Here is a 19,065-nt window from a genome sequence, read left to right as displayed (position 1 = left end):
AACATTAGACACTTACTACACTAGACTAATAAAAAGCCTTACACAAAAATAATTTAAAAATTAATTTCGTGTAGGCTTTTTTTTACTTTTTAAAGAATCCGCCTTTATGCTTTTGTTTTACTTTAATGCCTTGATCTTCGACTTTTTCGCCGCCAGCTTCCATAAATTCTACCATTGCAGCTTTTTGTTTTTCATTAATATTTTTAGGGATATCAACAATTACCTTTACATATTGATCTCCTGTATAACTTGAATTTACCTTTGGTACACCCTTTCCTTTAAGTCTGAATAAAGTTCCTGATTGTGTTCCTGCTGGTATTTTATATTCTACACTTCCATGAACAGTATCAACAGTAATATCTGTTCCAAGTATTGCCTTGCCTACAGATATATGAGCATCTGTATATATATCGTTACCTTTTCTTACAAATTGTTTTGAAGGTGAAACTCTTATTCTTACATAAAGATCACCAGCTGGTCCTCCATTTTTACCATGTTCACCTTGTCCTCTAAGTGGTATAACATTACCAGTATCTACTCCTGCTGGAATCTTAACTGTAATTCTTCTGTTCTTTCTTAAATGACCTTTTCCTTTACATTCATGACATGGCTTTTCAATAATTTTACCAGTACCACCACATTTATCACAAGTTGTAGTTGTAACAAAATTTCCAAGTGGAGTTCTTCTTTGAACCTTTACTTGTCCTGATCCATTACAATGTGGACATGTTTTAGAAGATGTTCCTGGTTCTGCTCCTGTACCATGACATACATCGCAATTTTCACTTCTTGTAATTGATATTTCTTTTTCAACACCAAAAACAGCTTCTTCAAATGTTAAATTTAAAGTATATTCAAGGTCATTTCCTGGAACTGGTCCATTCTTTCTTCTAGAAGAGCTACCTCCTCCTCCAAAGAATGAATCAAATATATCAAATCCCATACCACCAAAATCAAAGTCAAATCCACCAGCGCCACCTGCGCCACCAAATCCACCGTTAAAATCAGCAGTTCCATATTGATCGTATCTTGCCTTCTTTTCTGGATCTGATAAAACTTGGTAAGCTTCATTTATTTGCTTGAATTTTTCTTCTGCTTCTTTATTGCCTTGATTTTTATCTGGATGATATTTCATAGCTAGCTTTCTGTATGCTCTTTTTATTTGGTCATCACTAGCGCCTTTTTCAAGTCCAAGATCTTTATAATAATCTTTGCTTGCCATTATATTTTCACCGCCTGTAATTTTTCTCATTCATAAAAAAGGAAGACGACTTAAGCCTTCCTTTTATGATTATATATTACTAAGTTTAGTTTTGACAACTATTTATCATCATTTACTTTAAAGTCTGCATCTACTACATTGTCATCCTTTGGTCCTTCATTTTGTGTTGCTCCTTGCTCAGCTCCCATATCTGGTCCTGCTGCACCTTGAGGTCCTCCAGCTTGTTGATATAACTTAGAAGATACTGCATAGAATTCTTGAGTTAATTCTTCTGTAGCTTTCTTTATAGCTTCAGTATCATCACCATCTTTAACCTTCTTAACTTCTTCAAGTTTAGCTTCTATCTTAGCTTTGTCATCTGCAGATACCTTATCACCAAGTTCTTTTAATGAACTTTCAGTTTGATAAATTATTTGTTCAGCATTATTATGAACTTCTATTTTTTCTTTTCTCTTCTTATCTTCATCTGCGTATTTAGCAGCTTCATCTACTGCCTTTTGAACTTCTTCATCACTAAGATTAGTTGAAGCAGTAATTGTAATGTTAGCTTCCTTACCTGTTCCCTTATCAAGAGCTGATACTTTAACAATACCATTTGCATCTATATCAAATGTTACTTCGATTTGAGGAATTCCTCTTGGAGCTGGTGCTATTCCTGAAAGATTAAATCTTCCAAGGCTCTTATTATCAGCAGCCATTTGTCTTTCACCTTGTAATACGTTTATATCAACTGAAGTTTGATTATCTGCATAAGTTGAGAATATTTGACTCTTCTTTGTTGGAATTGTTGTATTTCTTTCTATTAATGGAGTTGAAATACCACCTGCTGTTTCAATACCAAGTGTTAATGGAGTTACATCAAGTAATAATACATCTTTAACTTCTCCTGTTAATACACCTGCTTGAATAGCTGCACCTATTGCAACACATTCATCTGGATTAACTCCCTTTGATGGTTCTTTTCCAGTAAAGTTTTTAACAGCTTCAACAACTGCTGGAATTCTTGTAGAACCACCTACTAATATTACTTTGTCTACATCATTAATTGAAAGACTAGCATCTGCTAAAGCTTTCTTCATTGGTTCTATTGATCTTTGAACTAAATCAGCAGTTAATTCATTGAATTTAGCTCTAGTAAGATTCATATCTATATGTTTTGGACCTGTAGCATCTGCTGTAATAAATGGTAAGTTAATATTTGTTTGAGTTGAAGAAGATAATTCTATTTTAGCTTTTTCAGCTGCTTCTTTTAATCTTTGAAGAGCCATTTTATCATTTCTTAAATCAATACCATTTTCTGATTTAAATGTATCAGCTATATAATCCATTATCTTATTATCAAAGTCATCTCCACCAAGTCTTGTATCACCATTTGTTGCTAAAACTTCAAATACACCATCACCAAGTTCAAGTATAGATACATCAAATGTACCTCCACCTAAATCATAAACTAATATCTTTTCATTTTGTTCTGTTTTATCAAGACCATATGCAAGTGAAGCTGCTGTTGGTTCATTTATAATTCTTAAAACTTCAAGTCCTGCTATTTTACCTGCATCTTTAGTTGCTTGTCTTTGAGCATCATTAAAATATGCTGGTACAGTAATTACTGCTTGAGTAACTTTTTCTCCTAAATAACTTTCAGCATCAGATTTAATTTTTTGAAGTATCATTGCTGAAATTTCTTGTGGAGAATATTCTTTATCATCAATTTTAGTTTTATGACTAGTTCCCATTTCTCTTTTAATTGAAATTATTGTTTTGTCTGGATTTGTAATTGCCTGTCTTTTTGCAACTTGACCTACTAATCTTTCACCATCTGCTTGGAAAGATACAACTGATGGAGTAGTTCTAGATCCTTCTGAGTTTGCTATTACAACTGGTTCTCCACCTTCCATAACAGCTACACATGAATTTGTTGTTCCTAAATCAATACCTATAATTTTTCCCATGATTATTCCTCCTAATCTTATATATTAATCTTTATTTTTTTACTTAATTATTAAATATTTTAATTTGCAACCTTAACAACTGAATGTCTAATTACCTTTTCGCCTCTCTTGTATCCTTTCATAAATACTTCAGCTACTTGGTTTTTATCAAAATTTTCATCTTCTACATGCATTACTGCTTGATGAAGATTTGGATCAAAGTCCTTTGATGCATCTATTTCTTCTACTCCCAATTTTTCAAAAGCTGATTGAAGTCCTTTTATAGTCATTTCAATTCCTTTTTTAAGGTCCTCAAAATTTCCTTCTGCTAAAATTGCTCTTTCTAAGTTATCAGCTACTGGAAGTATTTCTTTAAGTACATCTACACATGCATCTGTGTAAATTCCTTCTTTTTCTTTTGCTGTTCTTTTTCTAAAATTATCATATTCAGCTGTTTGTCTTAAAAGTCTATCTTTTAATGTTTGAACTTCATTTGTAAGTTTTTTTACTTCATCTTTACTTTTTCTAAGCATAGTAAATGTATCCTCTGAATTTTCTTTTGATTCATCCTCTTCATTATTTTCTGTATTTTCATTTAAGTTATTATCTTCATTTTCTATAACATTTTCTTCTTCAGAAACATTATCTTTTTCTAAATTTTCATCTTCTAACTTAACATCTTTTTCTTTATTAGTCATTAAAATTTCCCACCTCTTTTATAATCTTTGATTTTTTAATGTATCATTAAGTTCTTTCATAACTTGAGCCATTATTGCAATAACCTTTGAATAGTTAATTCTTCTAGGACCTATTAAACCAATTGTACCAATTGGACCATTTCCCATTGAATACTCTGCTGAAATAATACTGCAATTCTTTGCTTCTGGAAGATAATTTTCATCTCCAATTTTTATACTTATATCACCATTTGGTGCTAATAATTTTAATACATAATCTTTATTGTAGAGCAGATTAAGTATCTCTTTTGCATTGTCTATATCGTTGTATTCTGGATAATTAAATATGTTAGTAGTTCCCTCCATAAATATTTCTGATGTATCTTCTGACCTTAATGTTTCATAAAGTGCAGGAACTATTGCATTAAATATATCATCATAACCAGATAAATCAGATTTCATATTGTTTATTACTTCTAAATTTATTTCTTCAATTGTAAGATCAGCTAGCCTTTTGTTAAGAACTTGATTTATTATAAATAAATCTTTTTCATTTGGCATTGAGTTAATCTTTATTCTATGATTTTTTATAACTCCACTACTTGTTATTATCACTGAAACTAAATTATGATCATCCACTCTTATAAGTTGAACAGATTTAATACAACTCTTACGCATAGAAGGCGTTTGTACTATACATGTTAAATTAGTCAATTCAGATAAAAGACTACTTGCTTGCTTTACAATTTTATCAACTTCAAGCATAGCACAATCAATAACATATTTCTTTATTTGAAGTTCCTCATCATCTGATAATTTAGATTGTTTCATTAAGTTATCAACATATAACCTATATCCCTTACTTGATGGAATTCTTCCTGCAGATGTATGAGGCTGTTCTAGAAGTCCCATTTCTTCTAAATCTGACATTTCATTTCTTATTGTAGCAGGACCTACTCCTAAATCATACTTTTTAGCTATAGTCCTAGAACCTACAGGTTCACCTGTATTTATATAGTCATTTATTATAGCTTCTAAGATTTTTATTTTTCTCTTATCTATAGCCATAAACATCACCTCATTTTATTAGCACTCGTCATTCATGAGTGCTAATGACTATGCTTTTATAGTATTCTCAAAGATGATTTTTGTCAATGCATTATGGGTTTCTATATTTTCATTTTCTTAAGATATATATAATATTACTCTCTTTTTCTCTGTTTTTCTTAAAATTACTCCATTTTTAAAAAATAAATTCACACATTACTTCATTAGAAAATTCAATTCCTAAAGGTGTTAATTTTATTCTTTCATCTTTATCTAATAATAATCCTTTTTTTATATTATTATTTATTTGAGAGTTATATATACTATAAATATTCTTTTTAAATCTTCTTTCAAATTCAAGCTTTTCTATGCCTTCTATCATTCTTAATCCCATAAACATAAATTCTTCCATATTATCATTTAAATTATTAATATTTTCTATAATTTCTGTACTTTTATTATTATCTATTAAATGTATATATTCTTTTATATCCTGTACATTCTTAATTCTTTTTGAATCAATAAATGAACTGCTATATGCCCCAACTCCTAAGTATTCATTGCATTTCCAATATTGTATATTATGAAAACACCTTTTATTATCTTTTGCAAAATTAGATATTTCATACTGATTATACCCATTTAATTCTAATAATTCTTTTCCCTTATGATACATTTCTCTCTCTTGATCTTCATTAGGCAAATTCAATTTTTCATTTTCATAGTCCTTAAAAAAAGGAGTACCTTCTTCTATAATAAGACTGTACGCGGAAATATGCTCTGGTTTTAAATTAATAATTTCTTTTAGGCCATTAATGTAATTTTTTACACTTTGATTTGGGAGTCCAAACATTACATCTATATTTACATTATTAAAACCGTATTTCCTTATCTTTTGGTAGTTTTCCTTAAATTGTTCAAAAGTATGTATTCTACCTATAGATTTTAGTATATTATTATCTACTGATTGAAGTCCAATACTTATTCTATTAATATTGTATTTTTTTATAATTTTCAGTTTATTATCACTTATGGTTCCTGGATTACATTCTATAGTTTTTTCAGCATTTTCCTTAAAATTAAGCTTATCTAAACATTTAAGAAGTTTCTCTAAATCTCCTTCACTTAAATAACTTGGAGTACCTCCTCCTATAAAAAGACTCCTTATAATATATTTTGTTGCCTTCATATTAATTTCTTTTATTAGCGCATTAATATAATCACTCATAAGATTTTCTCTATTTGCAAAAGATGGGAAGTCACAGTATAAACATTTACTTTTACAAAAAGGAATATGCACATATAATGATAATTCTTTCATTTTTTTCTCCTAAAAAATTTTTCTCTTCTAAAAATAGATATCGCATTAGATTTTTAACCTCTAATGCGACAATTGTTATTAATGTTTATTATTTTTAAGTGTAGCCTCAATTATTTGTTTCATTAAGCTTCTATTCTTTCCTTGCCTCGCAAAAATTTTAATTTTAAGTAAGCCACAATTTCAAGTCATACACCTAACTTAATTATGCCAATGCTCTCTAGGCCCTAAATATTTGCTTTAAGCAAAGCGTAAAAGCACTTAATTATCTAATTTTTTATTTAATCAACTTTAAGAACAGCCATAAATGCCTCTTGTGGAACTTCAACAGATCCAACTTGTCTCATTCTCTTCTTTCCTTCTTTTTGCTTCTCTAGAAGCTTCTTCTTTCTTGAAATATCACCACCATAGCATTTTGCAAGTACGTCTTTTCTCATTGCTTTAATTGTTTCTCTTGCAATAATTTTAGAACCAATAGCTGCTTGTATTGGAATTTCAAAAAGCTGTCTTGGAATTATTTCCTTAAGCTTTTCTGCTATTGCTCTTCCCTTTGCATAAGCTCGCTCTTCTGGAACAATCATAGATAATGCATCTACAATATCCCCATTTAATAATATATCAAGTTTTACAAGTTTTGTTCTATTATAGCCTTTATGTTCATAATCAAGAGAAGCATATCCTCTTGTTCTTGATTTTAATGTATCAAAAAAATCGTATATTATTTCATTTAATGGCATATCATAATTAATTACAGCTCTAGTTTGTTCTATATATTGCATATCAATATATTTACCTCTTCTATCCTGACAAAGTTCCATTACTGTTCCTACATATTCTGTTGGTGTAATTATACTTGCTTTAACTATTGGCTCTTCCATATAATCAATTTCCGTTGCTTCTGGAAGATTAGTTGGATTTGTTATTTCAAGCACTTCCCCATCAGTTTTTATTACTTTATATATTACAGAAGGCGCTGTAGTAATAATATCTAAATTAAACTCTCTTTCTATTCTTTCCTGGATTATTTCCATATGCAAAAGACCTAAGAAACCACATCTAAATCCAAATCCTAGTGCTACTGATGTTTCTGGTTCAAAATTTAAAGCTGCATCATTAATTTGAAGTTTTTCAAGTGCTTCCTTAAGTTCTTCATATTTTGCACCATCTACTGGATATATACCAGAATAAACAACAGGGATTGCAGGTTTATATCCTGGAAGTGCTTCTTCAGTAGGATTGTCAGCATCTGTTATAGTATCACCAACTCTAGCATCTCTTACATTTTTTATAGAACCTGCAATATATCCAACATCACCTGCCATAAGTTTATTTATAGGTAATAACTTAGGTGTAAATACTCCAACTTCTACTACTTCATAGACCTTATCTGTTGCCATAAGTTTAATTCTCATACCTGGTTTTACAATTCCATCTTTAATTCTTACTATGCACACTACTCCTTTATAACTATCATAATAAGAATCAAATATTAATGCTTTTAATGGTGCATTTTCATCACCTTCTGGTGGCGGAAGCTTTTCAACTATTTCCTCTAATACATCACCTATATTAAGACCTGTTTTAGCAGATATCATAGGTGCATCTTCTGCTTCTATTCCTATAACATCTTCTATCTCCTCTTTTACCTCTTCTGCTCTTTGTGATGGTAAATCAATTTTATTTATAACAGGAGCTATTTCTAAATCATTGTCTAATGCTAAATAGCAATTTGCAAGGGTTTGTGCCTGTATTCCTTGAGTTGCATCAACAACAAGTAAAGCTCCTTCACATGCTGCTAAACTTCTTGAAACCTCATATGTAAAGTCAACATGTCCTGGAGTATCTATTAAATTTAGTATATATTCTTGCCCGTCTGCTCTTTTATATATAAGTCTTGCTGCTTGAGATTTTATTGTAATTCCTCTTTCTCTTTCTATTTCCATATTGTCTAAAACTTGTTCTTCCATTTCTCTTTGAGTAAGAGTGCCAGTTGCTTCTAATAATCTATCAGCTAAAGTAGACTTACCATGGTCTATATGTGCTACTATTGAAAAATTTCTTATAAATTCTTTTCTATCTTTCATAAACTTATGTACCTTATTTCCTTTCAAACTTGTATAATAGCTAAATTATATCATAGAATAAATATTTATTCTATGACAAATAGCCCTATTATTTTTAAGTTATTTTATTACAAATTCCTTATTCCCAATTTTTATTATACTTATATGATTGTTTTTTTCGTATATTTTTATTCCTGCGTCGTCTTTGGTGAAGTTTTTAAAATCTTCTCCTAAGTCATCTTTAATAAGTTCATATTGTTCCCTTCCATTACCATAAGGAGAAAACATCTTTGTATTTATTACATTTATTCTTATAAAACATAATATTATAGCTATAAATAGAAGTAAGAAAAATATCTTATTAAAAATTTTAATAAATATATTTTTCTTGTTAAAATCTATATTTTCTTTATAATTATTACTTTTCATTTTGTTAAAATTCAACTCCAAAATAAACTATGTTATAAAATTTATTATTAACAATTTTAAAGAAAATATTCTTACTACTTCTTATTAACATACTCAGCAATAATTCTTGCTATACATTTTATAGAATTTTTAGCCTCCTCTGACGTATTAGAATCAGCCCCTATTTCTATAAGCATTGAATTATCACTTAAGCTTTGATTAAAAGCATTTTTACCAGAATTATAGGTATATATTCCATCACCTCTACACATTCCTGGATATAATTCATTTGTTCTATTTCTAAAATACTCTGCTAACTCTTTATTTTTACTATACCTTGTACTATTTTTAGCATTAACATACATTACTTTTGCAACACTTCGTCCATTTACTGTTGCAGTTACAGCAGATTTATTGTCAACAGAATCTCTATGAATATCAATTACAAGTTTAAAATCCCCATATTTTTGCAAATATCTTGTTACAGTTTCATTTGATCTTTCGTAACACTTTAAATACGAAACACTATGATTTGTTTTATCATGAATTGTAGCTATACCATAGATGTTTTCAAGTTCATTTTCTAATATATTCCCAACACCTACAACGTTATATTTTTCTTCAAAAGAGTCTGGTTTATCTTCACTATAAGACTCTGTTGTGTGAGTATGATATATTAGTACTTCTGGTTTTGTTTCATCTAAAACCTTCTTTAAATTGTCTATATCATTACTTTCAAAATTATCTTCATTTTTTACAATAGAATCTTCTCCTAAAGTAAAGCCTGATTCTGACACAACATTTTGAGAATTCTGCAATTTCTTTGTATAATTAGTAATATTAATACATGCTGCTTCAGCATTTATTATCTTATATGGATTAATATTATTTAACCCTAAAGCTTCTAAACACACATTTTTTAAGGAAAGTTTATTTTCAATAAAATCTTCATGATTATAAGTAGTATTTTTTACAATTGGCATTTCAAAATTTATTATTTGCACATATGCATATGCTCCTCTTTCCGTATTACTTTTTAAAACATTAATGACTCTAAATCCAAAAACACATGATAAAGTAAGAAGTACAACAAGTCCTAAATTTACTTTTGCATATTTATAATTTATCTCATAAAAGGACTGCAAAAATATCCCTCCTTAAATTATTTTTCTTTTTAAATATATGGAGGGACTTTTGCAATTATTAGTTGAATTTTTATAATAGATAAAACATATATTTTAATAAATAGTTAACCTAAAAACATATTAATTTCTTCTACTGTAAGATTAGGCTGAAGAGCTATATTTAATGCATTAGCTATTATCTTTGATAAAGAATCTATCATTAAATCAACTTCTTTAGGTGTAACTATCATTTCTCCTAATAAAGGATCTAATACTTCTTTAATAAGAATTCTTTTTTCATTTTTATCTACTCTTTTTAGCATATTATAAAATTCTTTTCCTTTTTCTGCTTTTTCTATTAAGCTATCCAATACCATATCTATAGCATCATTTGCAATGGTATATGCATGCACAACTGTAGGAACTCCTATTGCTATAACCTTAACTCCTAAATTCTCCTTTGAAATTGATTTTCTAAAATTATTTACACCTGCACCAGGATTTATTCCACTATCTGATATTTGAATAGTCCTGTTTACTCTTTCTGTTTTTTGCGAAGCCAACGCATCAATACATATTACAACACTTGGCTTAATTTTATCTACAAGAGATTTTATAATTTCAAAAGTTTCAATTCCTGTAACTCCAAGTACACCTGGTGATAATGCACAAGTTGAAATAACACTTTCATCTAATGCTTCAGGCATCACATCACTTAAATGCCTTGTTACCATTATATTTTCTACCACCTTTGGTCCTAAAGCATCAGGTGTAACCCTTATGTTTCCAAGTCCAACAACTAATACAGTATCTTTCTTTTGTATCTTAAGAAAATCCTTTAATACTTTTCCTAAAACTTCAGAAGAATTACTCATCATTTTACCATCATATGCAGTAAATTCAGGTATTTCCATAGTTATATAATTTCCAATAGGTTTTCCTATTTTTTCAGAACCGCTTTCATTTAAAATTTTAACTATTGTAATTTTGTTATTTTCCTTATTTATTTCTTTAATAGTTATACCATCTGCATCTTTATTATTTTCTTTTTTATATATATCAGCAGCTTCTATAGCTAAATCAGTTCTTACACTTATCATTTTTCTACTCCTTAATTTAAATAATTTATTATAGTTATAACAATATTTTTATCATTTTTGTTAAAATTATTCCTATAAAAATTAAAATTACATATTTAAAGTTTCTTTTTATGTAAATTACAAATTAATAAGTTTAACACTTGAAACTATATACTTTCAATGATATAATATAGCATGTTGATTATAAGGTTGTGCATGTTCCCCAAAAAATGCATAAAACCCAAAATTAAGGGGGTGAATTATAAAATGGCAAATATTAAATCAGCTAAAAAGAGAATAAAAGTTACTGAAGTTAAAACTAATCACAATAAAATGATTAAATCAGCTTTAAGAACTAGCATTAAGAAGTTTGAAACTGCTGTAGCAGCAAATAATGCAGAAGAAGCTAAGACTTTATTCACTAGTGCAGTTAAGGCGTTAGATACAGCTGCACAAAAAGGAGTAGTTCACAAGAATATGGCTGCTAGAAAGAAGTCTAGATTAGCTGCAAAATTAAATGCAATGGCATAATGTATAAAAAACCGGTCATAATGACCGGTTATTTTATTTTTTTACCATTAATGTCTTAATAAGCAAAAATTCTAATTCTGTTTTCTTATCTACTGTACTAGATTTTAATACATTTTCAGTATCAAGACATATTCTTAACAATCCCTCAAGTTGTTTTCTCGTAAACTTTTTACTAAGATTAGATAATTTATCACATACAAATTTAGGTCTTCTTAGTATTTTTTCTAAATCGCTACTACTTTTCCCTTCATTAAGATAAGCTTTAACATCATAAAGAGTTTTAAATTGTTTTTCAATGGAAGTAATAATAAGCATATGCTGATCTGCTTTAAATAAAAGTTCATCAAGCATATCCATTGCTTTTTCTATTTTTCTTTGAGATATTAAATCTACAAGATCAAATATGTCATCTTCACTTTTCCTTGGAAGCAATTTATCAATATCTTCTTTTTTTATTTTTCTACCATTTGCATATGAAATAAGTTTATCTATTTCATATTTTACTATGTCTAAATTTGAAGGAACTTTTTCACAAAAATATCTTACTTCCATATTTCCAATTTCAGCCTTTTGAATTTTAAAAATTTCTGAAACCTTTTTTACAAATCCTTCTCTCTTAAGCTTTTCAATATGTACTATATTGGTAATTTTGTCTAAAGACATTAATTTTTTATTTTTTTTAGGATTTTCCCTTTTATCATTAAATACATAATACATTATTAATATAGTAGTTTCAGAAATATCCTTTAAATATTCTTTTATTTCAGAAAATAACTTTTTACCTTCAGAATCACATTTTTCTTTTAAAAAATTTGCTCTATATATAACCACTACTTTCTTATCAGAAAAAAAAGGCATTGTTTCACATGCATTTTTTATAGAATCAAAATCTGTAGTAAGACCATCCATTTTAATATAATTAAGATCCATACCATCATTAGAAACAAAGGGTTTTATAATATTATTAATTGATTCTTTAATTAATTCTTCATCTATACCACATAATATATATGAATTGCTTATTTTTTTATTTTTAATATCCTTATTAAGTATGTCACCATTTATCATTTTTAAATTCTCCATCGCAAATATATTTTACTTAATACATATTACAGCCTTACTTAAAACATAAACTTCATTTGTATTTCCATTAACAAAATCAATTATATCATATTTAATATCCTTAGTGACTTTGTCACTTATTTTTAAAAGATATTTTTTATTTCCTATATGCAATACATAATTATCTTCCTCTGAAATTATTATTGCATCTTTAATCTTTACCTTACTACATTTTCTAGTGACATCATATGCTAAATTCTTTTTCTTTGATTCATTTTCCTTATAATTTTCAGAATTACATATAATTCTTCTATCACCTTTATAACTTATAAGAATTGCACCTTCATTAATATATGTAAGTTTTATTATAGGACTATATATAGTTATAAAAAATCCAATTATAGCTGAAATAACTATATAAATACTTTTTTTATAACCTTTTTTATAAAAATAAATAGAAATTAAAAAAAGACAATAAACTATAAACATTTGCTTATTTACAAAAACACTGCTATTAAAGTAATAAAGTTTTTCAACAATATAATCAAGTACATTTATTATCTTCAATAAAATATAACATAAAAAATCAAATATTCTATTGCAATTTGTAAATAAAATAAGCAAATTACCTATTTTTATTATTATAGTTAAAATAGGAACTATAATAAGATTTCCAATTAATGATACTAATGATACCTTTTCAAAATTATATATAAGTATAGGTGTTGTAAATATAGCTGATGATATTGTCATTGATATAGTTTCACGTAAAAAACTAGGCAACTTAAATAATTTTTTATCTATATTGTTTAAAAATAATATAATTCCCAAAATAGCCAAAAAGGATAATATAAATCCTAAATTAAATACTGCATAAGGCTTATATATTGTAATAACAATAGAACTAAAACAAAGAGCTCCCATAGCATTATACTTTTTTCTAAATTCTACAGCAAATACCTTCAAAAATATCATTATAAATGCCCTTAAAGACGAAAATGCTGAACCTGTAAAAATAACATATACCAATGTAATAATTACTGATAATTTTTTGCCTAATAATTTTTGAGTAATTTCATATATTAAAGCCACATGAAGGCCAGAAACACTTATAGCATGTATTACACCTAAGTTTCTCATATCTTCTTTATCTTCTTCATCTAAATAATCACTATATCCATATGATAATGAAGAAATTAATGCTGCCTTTCGTTTTCCCAAATTATTTTTAATATTATTATATAGTTTTAATCTTAATTTATATATACTTGTAATAAAATCATCTTTACTTTTACTTGCATATTTAACCTTAACTTCTCCTATATTTCCATATTCAATATCAATATTTTTTGAAAATTCTCCTTTTATAAAAAAAACTTCTCCAATATATGCCTCAGGTAAATTGCCAGTTAAATATATATTTTTACCATTGTATTCCCCAATATATGAATAAGTAAACTTTTTAGTAATTCTAACAAGTCCATTAAAATTTTTATTATTATAGCCATTACAACAATTATAATATATATAATTATTGGCAATACCAATGAAAAAAAATAATACTACACAAACTAAAAAAGTTAAAATATCCTTATTTAAAGTAGTATATAAATACAAAAAAGAAATACCAAAAAATATGACAGCTAAAATTATAGCTGCCACATTATTGCTAAAATGAATTCCATACACTATAGAAGACATAATAATAGATAAAGAAATATAAATTATAGCATTTTTATAATTCATAATTAAGCACCTCAGCACTTAATTATTCCCATTTCTTAATAAAAAATTCAAATATACTAGAAATAATTATTGATACAACAAAAATAATAAATGATAATATAGATAATTTAAAATTATATAATATTGAAATAACAATAGTTCCCATAATTAAAAATACAACTGACAAACATACTAAACAAATATTTAAGTACTTCTTCTCACATGACATTGCATAATTTTGAATAACAAGTCCACCTAAAATTAAAAAGGAACATAATCCATAATTGCTGTTTATAATGGAATTAGATATTACAATCATTAACATCCAAAGTAACCCTCTAATTACAAACTTTTTTATCTTAGAGTTATATACTTTTGTGTTTGTTGAAACTACTGTTAGTGGTAAAAATATTAATAAATTAATAAAAAGCATCATAATATAATTCATTTCACTTTTACCATGTAAAATCCACTGTACATTGACAGTAAAAATTTCACATAAGGTAATAAGCACAAAATAGTATATTTTTTTATTTAAATCAGTCATAAAATTTTTTGATACATCGAATAGTGAAACAAATCCTTTAAGATAATTATTCTTTATAAAAACATCACATATTTTTTTTACTATTTTAGGTGCTTCACCTTTACCAATAGCTACTTTAGCTACTCCTAATGAAGATAAATCACTTAAAGTTTCACCTGGAACAGCAACATTATAATTAGACTTCACATATGTACCTATTATTTTATTTTTTAATTCTGGCGTTATTTTACAAAATACCTTTACTCTTTCTAATGTATTTTTTAATTCATCTTTAGTTAGTGAATCTAATTCAACTCCCGATATTACACCAGTATTATCATTTGTAAATCCTGCTTTTTTGCCAATAGTAGATGCTGCAATAATATTATCTTCAGTAAAAAGTATTGGAATCATTCCTCTATTTTTAATTTCATTAATATCTTTATCTATATCTTTAATAAATGGATTTTTTAATGCTATTAATCCTACAAAAACTAAATTGCTTTCAATATTTTCAGAAGGTGTTGGCTTATATGAAAAATTTCTATATGAAACAGCTTGCAAATATAATCCTTCAATAGAAAGATTATAATGTACAGCTTTTATCTTTTCAATATCTTCATCTGTAATTAATCTCTCTTCTCCATCTATCATAATATGAGTACATTTACTTAAAAGAGAATCCACACTTCCTTTAACATTAGCTCTATAACCATTTTTATATTTATTAACTGTTGTAAATATTTGCTCATCAGAATCCATAGGAATATCAAAAATTCTTGGATGCTTTGAATCAATAATTGACTTATATATCTTTTTTCTTGCTGCAAATCTTAAATAAGCAATTTCAACTAAATCTCCCTCTCCAGAATCATTTTCAATATTATATTTTGCATTATTACTTAAAAGAACAGCATCTATAAGTTTTTTTACACATATATCTTCATCATAATTAATTTCATTAATATTCATTATTGAATTATTAGTATATATTTTATTTACATACATATTATTCTCAGTTATAGATCCTATTTTATCTAAAAAAATAAGTTCTACTTCATTTATTAAATTTAATGTAGATATATTTATTAGTTCTATTTTTTCCTTTAAAAGATCACTTTTTAAAACTTTAGAAACAATAGAAATTAATAAATTTAAGGGTAATATTGAAACAGCAAACAAGCATGTTAAAAAATCCTTAAATCTGTTTCCAACTAGAACATCAAAAGCTAGTGATATTATTGTTACTAAGAATATTCCCAAAAAAATCTTACTGAATTTTTTTTCTATTAAATCAACTAAAGAAGATTTATTATTAGATGAATAATAAATCATACTTAATATTTTTCCTAGTTGAGTACTTTCTCCAGTTTCTACAACAATACCCATTCCATTTCCTTCTTTTATTATGGAACCTTTAAACAACATATTATTCATTTCACCTATACTAGAAATATTACCTGATAGCCTACTTTCAAATTTATTTTTAAAAAATGTTTCACCAGTTACATTTTTTTCATCAACCATAAGATCCTTTGCTTCTATAATTCTAAGATCTGCTGCAATTAAAGAATTCTTCTTAAAGTAAACAATATCACCCTTTACTAATTCTGATGATTTTATGATTTTTTCACGATTATCTCTTAAAACTGTTGTAGTTGTATTATTTAATTTTTGAAGAAATGATACATTTTTATTTTTCTTAAAAGCATCAATAATCTTTACAATAATATTAGTTAAAAACATTGTAAATACAATAACAGCCATTACAATTTCCTTGTTAACAAGCAAGATAATAAAAGCTATAATTTGTATTAACAAATAAATTCTAACAAAACTTTTTATATTTCCAGTTGCCCTAGGAAACCTTAAGGAATTATCCCCAAATTTCCTTCGTATTTTATTACATTCCTCTTCAGAAAGACCACTATATATATTACTATGTAACTCTTTAACAACATCTTTCCATGTGTTGTTACAATAATTTTCCAAAATAAAATCCCCCTAAATTCTCGTACCTTAATTTTACTGCATATTATAATTATAATATATACTTTAATATTTTGAAACTACTGTTTTGTTTTAGGATTAAATATCAAAGCCATTAAGTATCCAAAAAAAATTGATGCAGTAATACCTCCAGCTGCACCTGTAATACCACCTGTAAAGGCACCTAATAATCCAATCTTCTTAACCTCACTTATTGCAGCCTTAGCTAAGGTATTTCCAAATCCAGGTAAAGGCACTGTAGCTCCTGCCCCCCCAAATTCTACAATTTTATCATATAATCCAAAAGCACCAAGTATTGTACCTAATGTAACAAAGGAAACTAAAATTCTTGCTGGTGTTAACTTAGTAGTATCCATTAATATTTGACCAATAACACAAATTACTCCTCCTACTATAAAAGCTCTTACAAAATCCATTTTATTCATCTCCTAATCTATTTCTATTGATACAGCATGAGCTATTCCTGGTATACTTTCTCCTTGATATGAAGAAGTAGGACTCATTAATGCACCTGTAGATACTAATAAAACTTTTTTTATTTGTCTTTTCATAAGTTTACTATAAAGATATCCTGCTGCCACAACAGCACTACATCCACAGCCACTACCACCTGCTGCAACATTTTGCTCTTTTTTGTAAAATATCTCGTCACCACAATCAATATAATTATTTTTTATATCATAATTATATTCTAGAAGAAGTTTTTCAGTTATTGCCTTTCCTACACTTCCTAAATCTCCAGTTGCAATAATATCATAATCCTCTGGCTTTCTATTGGTATCCTTAAAATGTCTATAAATAGTATCAACTGCTGCCGGTGCCATAGCTGCACCCATATTATTTGCATCTACAATTCCATAGTCCTTAACCATACCAGTTGTAACATATCTTACTTCTGGATAATCTCCATTTTTTCCAAGTACCATAGCTCCTGAACCTGTCACTGTCCACTGAGCAGTTTCACACCTTTGAGAACCATATTCAAGCGGAAACCTAAACTGTCTTTCTGCAGAACTAAAATGTGATGAAGTAGAAGCTATAACATAATCAGCAAAATCTCCATCCATAATAAGTGACGCAAGACTTAAAGACTCAGTCATGGTAGAACAGGCTCCATATAATCCAAAAAAAGGTATAGAAAATTCTCTTGCTGCATATCCTGATGATATTATTTGATTTAAAAGATCTCCAGAAAATAAATAATTAATCTGTTCTCTTTTTAAACTAGCCTTATTTATTGCGCCATTTATTGCTTTTATAATAAGCTGACTTTCAGCCTTTTCGTAGCTGTCCTTGCCACAAGTATCATCTGTTAATATTTCATCAAAATATGAACTAAGAGGTCCTTCTCCTTCTTTAGGTCCTACTACTGAATATGTAGATATTATTTTAGGTGGTGACTGTAATTTTATAGTTGATGTTCCTATTCTCTTTTTTGCCATTTTATATTCTCCTTTCTTATACGTAAAATACTATAAAAAGAAAAAATAATATATAATTCCGATTATAACTGATGAACCTATTCCGTATACTAATACAGGTCCAGCTATGGTAAACATTTTTGCTGCCACTCCAAATACAAATCCTTCTTTTTTAAATTCTATTGACGCAGAAACAATTGCATTTGAAAATCCAGTAATTGGTACCACAGTACCGGCCCCTCCCTTTTCTGCTATTTTATCGTAAATCCCAATTCCAGTTAATAGTGCTCCTAAAAAAATCAAGCTAATTGATGTAATTGCTCCAATTTGATCTTTTGTAAAATCATATTTTGATAAAAAATTCATTATAAGCTGACCAATGTCACAAATCATACCTCCAACTACAAAAGCCCATATACAATTTTTCACAATTTTAGGTTTAGGCTTTTCTTGCTTAGTTAATATTTTAAATTTTTTAATTAAACTTTTTTCTTTATCCATTAATAATCACCCCTAAAGAAATTTCTATATTTATTGTTTCAAAATAAATAAAATTTATGCAAAATTTCTTTAAGATAAATAGCCTGCTTAAAATTTAGTAAGCAGACTATTTAATAAATTTACTTTTTACATTTTTTAATTGTACCTCAAATATTTGCTTCATTTCACTTTTTGTTCTTTATCACTTACAACTTCGGTTAATTAATAATTAAGAATTAAGTCAGCCGTCGCCGATACGCTCGGCTTAATTAAGAATTGAGGATATTTTTGCTCCTTCGTCGCAAAAATTTTAATTTATATTTATGTGGGTGGACAAGCTCCATATTTCAACGCTTACACCAAATTTTACATAAGACCTAATAGCATAAATACTTTGGGCCAAAACACAATAATTCTTAATTATCTCCTGTGGAGATTGGC

At 27.5% G+C, this 19,065-nt stretch carries 16 protein-coding genes; 1 reads left to right on the top strand and 15 read right to left on the bottom strand.

Annotation, left to right across the window (positions count from 1 at the left end; genetic code table 11):
- Positions 1–82 precede the first annotated feature (82 nt).
- The 9 genes from dnaJ to gpr form a co-directional block, all read right to left on the bottom strand.
- On the bottom strand, positions 83–1,222 hold the full coding sequence (gene dnaJ / locus ACTNAO_RS09655; protein WP_441025969.1) for a molecular chaperone DnaJ: 1,140 nt from the start codon (positions 1,220–1,222) through the stop codon (positions 83–85).
- 98 nt (positions 1,223–1,320) lie between these two features.
- The gene (dnaK, locus tag ACTNAO_RS09650; protein ID WP_441025931.1) at positions 1,321–3,174 is read right to left on the bottom strand and encodes a molecular chaperone DnaK; all 1,854 of its coding nucleotides are present in this window, start codon (positions 3,172–3,174) and stop codon (positions 1,321–1,323) included.
- 59 nt (positions 3,175–3,233) lie between these two features.
- Positions 3,234–3,851, bottom strand: coding sequence for a nucleotide exchange factor GrpE (gene grpE / locus ACTNAO_RS09645; RefSeq protein WP_441025929.1), 618 nt, complete (start codon positions 3,849–3,851; stop codon positions 3,234–3,236).
- An 18-nt stretch (positions 3,852–3,869) separates the two neighbouring features.
- Entirely contained in the window at positions 3,870–4,898 is a 1,029-nt protein-coding gene (gene hrcA / locus ACTNAO_RS09640) for a heat-inducible transcriptional repressor HrcA (protein WP_441025927.1), read from the bottom strand.
- A 175-nt stretch (positions 4,899–5,073) separates the two neighbouring features.
- On the bottom strand, positions 5,074–6,198 hold the full coding sequence (gene hemW / locus ACTNAO_RS09635) for a radical SAM family heme chaperone HemW (RefSeq protein ID WP_441025925.1): 1,125 nt from the start codon (positions 6,196–6,198) through the stop codon (positions 5,074–5,076).
- A gap of 278 nt (positions 6,199–6,476) precedes the next feature.
- Positions 6,477–8,279, bottom strand: coding sequence for a translation elongation factor 4 (gene lepA / locus ACTNAO_RS09630; RefSeq protein WP_441025923.1), 1,803 nt, complete (start codon positions 8,277–8,279; stop codon positions 6,477–6,479).
- 99 nt (positions 8,280–8,378) lie between these two features.
- Positions 8,379–8,687, bottom strand: a complete 309-nt coding sequence (locus tag ACTNAO_RS09625; protein ID WP_441025921.1) for a hypothetical protein — start codon at positions 8,685–8,687, stop codon at positions 8,379–8,381.
- Positions 8,688–8,761: 74 nt separating this feature from the next.
- A complete protein-coding gene (locus ACTNAO_RS09620; RefSeq protein ID WP_441025919.1) occupies positions 8,762–9,811 on the bottom strand; it encodes a stage II sporulation protein P in 1,050 nt (349 codons plus the stop codon).
- Positions 9,812–9,915: 104 nt separating this feature from the next.
- Positions 9,916–10,890 (bottom strand): GPR endopeptidase, encoded by a 975-nt coding sequence (gene gpr, locus ACTNAO_RS09615; protein ID WP_441025917.1) that lies wholly within the window; start codon positions 10,888–10,890, stop codon positions 9,916–9,918.
- A gap of 246 nt (positions 10,891–11,136) precedes the next feature.
- On the opposite strand from gpr, the gene rpsT reads away from it, so the two are divergent.
- A complete protein-coding gene (gene rpsT, locus ACTNAO_RS09610) occupies positions 11,137–11,400 on the top strand; it encodes a 30S ribosomal protein S20 (protein ID WP_441025915.1) in 264 nt (87 codons plus the stop codon).
- A gap of 33 nt (positions 11,401–11,433) precedes the next feature.
- Here rpsT and holA read toward each other — a convergent pair whose 3' ends face one another.
- From holA to spoVAC, 6 genes are all read right to left on the bottom strand, one after another.
- The gene (holA, locus tag ACTNAO_RS09605; RefSeq protein WP_441025913.1) at positions 11,434–12,468 is read right to left on the bottom strand and encodes a DNA polymerase III subunit delta; all 1,035 of its coding nucleotides are present in this window, start codon (positions 12,466–12,468) and stop codon (positions 11,434–11,436) included.
- A 27-nt stretch (positions 12,469–12,495) separates the two neighbouring features.
- Positions 12,496–14,208, bottom strand: coding sequence for a ComEC/Rec2 family competence protein (locus ACTNAO_RS09600; protein ID WP_441025911.1), 1,713 nt, complete (start codon positions 14,206–14,208; stop codon positions 12,496–12,498).
- Between the two features lie 22 nt (positions 14,209–14,230).
- Positions 14,231–16,705: a P-type ATPase gene (locus ACTNAO_RS09595; protein WP_441025909.1), complete on the bottom strand. Its 2,475-nt coding sequence runs from the start codon at positions 16,703–16,705 to the stop codon at positions 14,231–14,233.
- A gap of 77 nt (positions 16,706–16,782) precedes the next feature.
- Complete coding sequence (gene spoVAE, locus ACTNAO_RS09590) at positions 16,783–17,139, bottom strand: stage V sporulation protein AE (RefSeq protein ID WP_441025907.1); 357 nt, start codon at positions 17,137–17,139, stop codon at positions 16,783–16,785.
- 12 nt (positions 17,140–17,151) lie between these two features.
- A complete protein-coding gene (gene spoVAD, locus ACTNAO_RS09585; protein ID WP_441025905.1) occupies positions 17,152–18,165 on the bottom strand; it encodes a stage V sporulation protein AD in 1,014 nt (337 codons plus the stop codon).
- 30 nt (positions 18,166–18,195) lie between these two features.
- Positions 18,196–18,645: a stage V sporulation protein AC gene (gene spoVAC / locus ACTNAO_RS09580; RefSeq protein WP_441025903.1), complete on the bottom strand. Its 450-nt coding sequence runs from the start codon at positions 18,643–18,645 to the stop codon at positions 18,196–18,198.
- Between the last annotated feature and the right edge of the window lie 420 nt (positions 18,646–19,065).

The sequence above is a fragment of the Clostridium sp. HCP1S3_C6 genome (assembly GCF_052066735.1).
Taxonomy (GTDB): domain Bacteria; phylum Bacillota; class Clostridia; order Clostridiales; family Clostridiaceae; genus Clostridium.
Note: the sequence above shows the minus strand (reverse complement) of the source record. Positions and strands in the feature narration are given on the sequence as shown.

What these genes read in the sequence shown, in the direction of transcription:
- dnaK (WP_441025931.1), bottom strand. Translation starts at nt 3,174, where the DNA reads ATGGGAAAAATTATAGGTATTGATTTAGGAACAACAAATTCATGTGTA.
- hemW (WP_441025925.1), bottom strand. Translation starts at nt 6,198, where the DNA reads ATGAAAGAATTATCATTATATGTGCATATTCCTTTTTGTAAAAGTAAA.
- dnaJ (WP_441025969.1), bottom strand. Translation starts at nt 1,222, where the DNA reads ATGGCAAGCAAAGATTATTATAAAGATCTTGGACTTGAAAAAGGCGCT.
- rpsT (WP_441025915.1), top strand. Translation starts at nt 11,137, where the DNA reads ATGGCAAATATTAAATCAGCTAAAAAGAGAATAAAAGTTACTGAAGTT.
- gpr (WP_441025917.1), bottom strand. Translation starts at nt 10,890, where the DNA reads ATGATAAGTGTAAGAACTGATTTAGCTATAGAAGCTGCTGATATATAT.
- ACTNAO_RS09600 (WP_441025911.1), bottom strand. Translation starts at nt 14,208, where the DNA reads ATGAATTATAAAAATGCTATAATTTATATTTCTTTATCTATTATTATG.
- hrcA (WP_441025927.1), bottom strand. Translation starts at nt 4,898, where the DNA reads ATGGCTATAGATAAGAGAAAAATAAAAATCTTAGAAGCTATAATAAAT.
- grpE (WP_441025929.1), bottom strand. Translation starts at nt 3,851, where the DNA reads ATGACTAATAAAGAAAAAGATGTTAAGTTAGAAGATGAAAATTTAGAA.
- spoVAE (WP_441025907.1), bottom strand. Translation starts at nt 17,139, where the DNA reads ATGGATTTTGTAAGAGCTTTTATAGTAGGAGGAGTAATTTGTGTTATT.
- holA (WP_441025913.1), bottom strand. Translation starts at nt 12,468, where the DNA reads ATGATAAATGGTGACATACTTAATAAGGATATTAAAAATAAAAAAATA.
- spoVAD (WP_441025905.1), bottom strand. Translation starts at nt 18,165, where the DNA reads ATGGCAAAAAAGAGAATAGGAACATCAACTATAAAATTACAGTCACCA.
- lepA (WP_441025923.1), bottom strand. Translation starts at nt 8,279, where the DNA reads ATGAAAGATAGAAAAGAATTTATAAGAAATTTTTCAATAGTAGCACAT.
- spoVAC (WP_441025903.1), bottom strand. Translation starts at nt 18,645, where the DNA reads ATGGATAAAGAAAAAAGTTTAATTAAAAAATTTAAAATATTAACTAAG.
- ACTNAO_RS09625 (WP_441025921.1), bottom strand. Translation starts at nt 8,687, where the DNA reads ATGAAAAGTAATAATTATAAAGAAAATATAGATTTTAACAAGAAAAAT.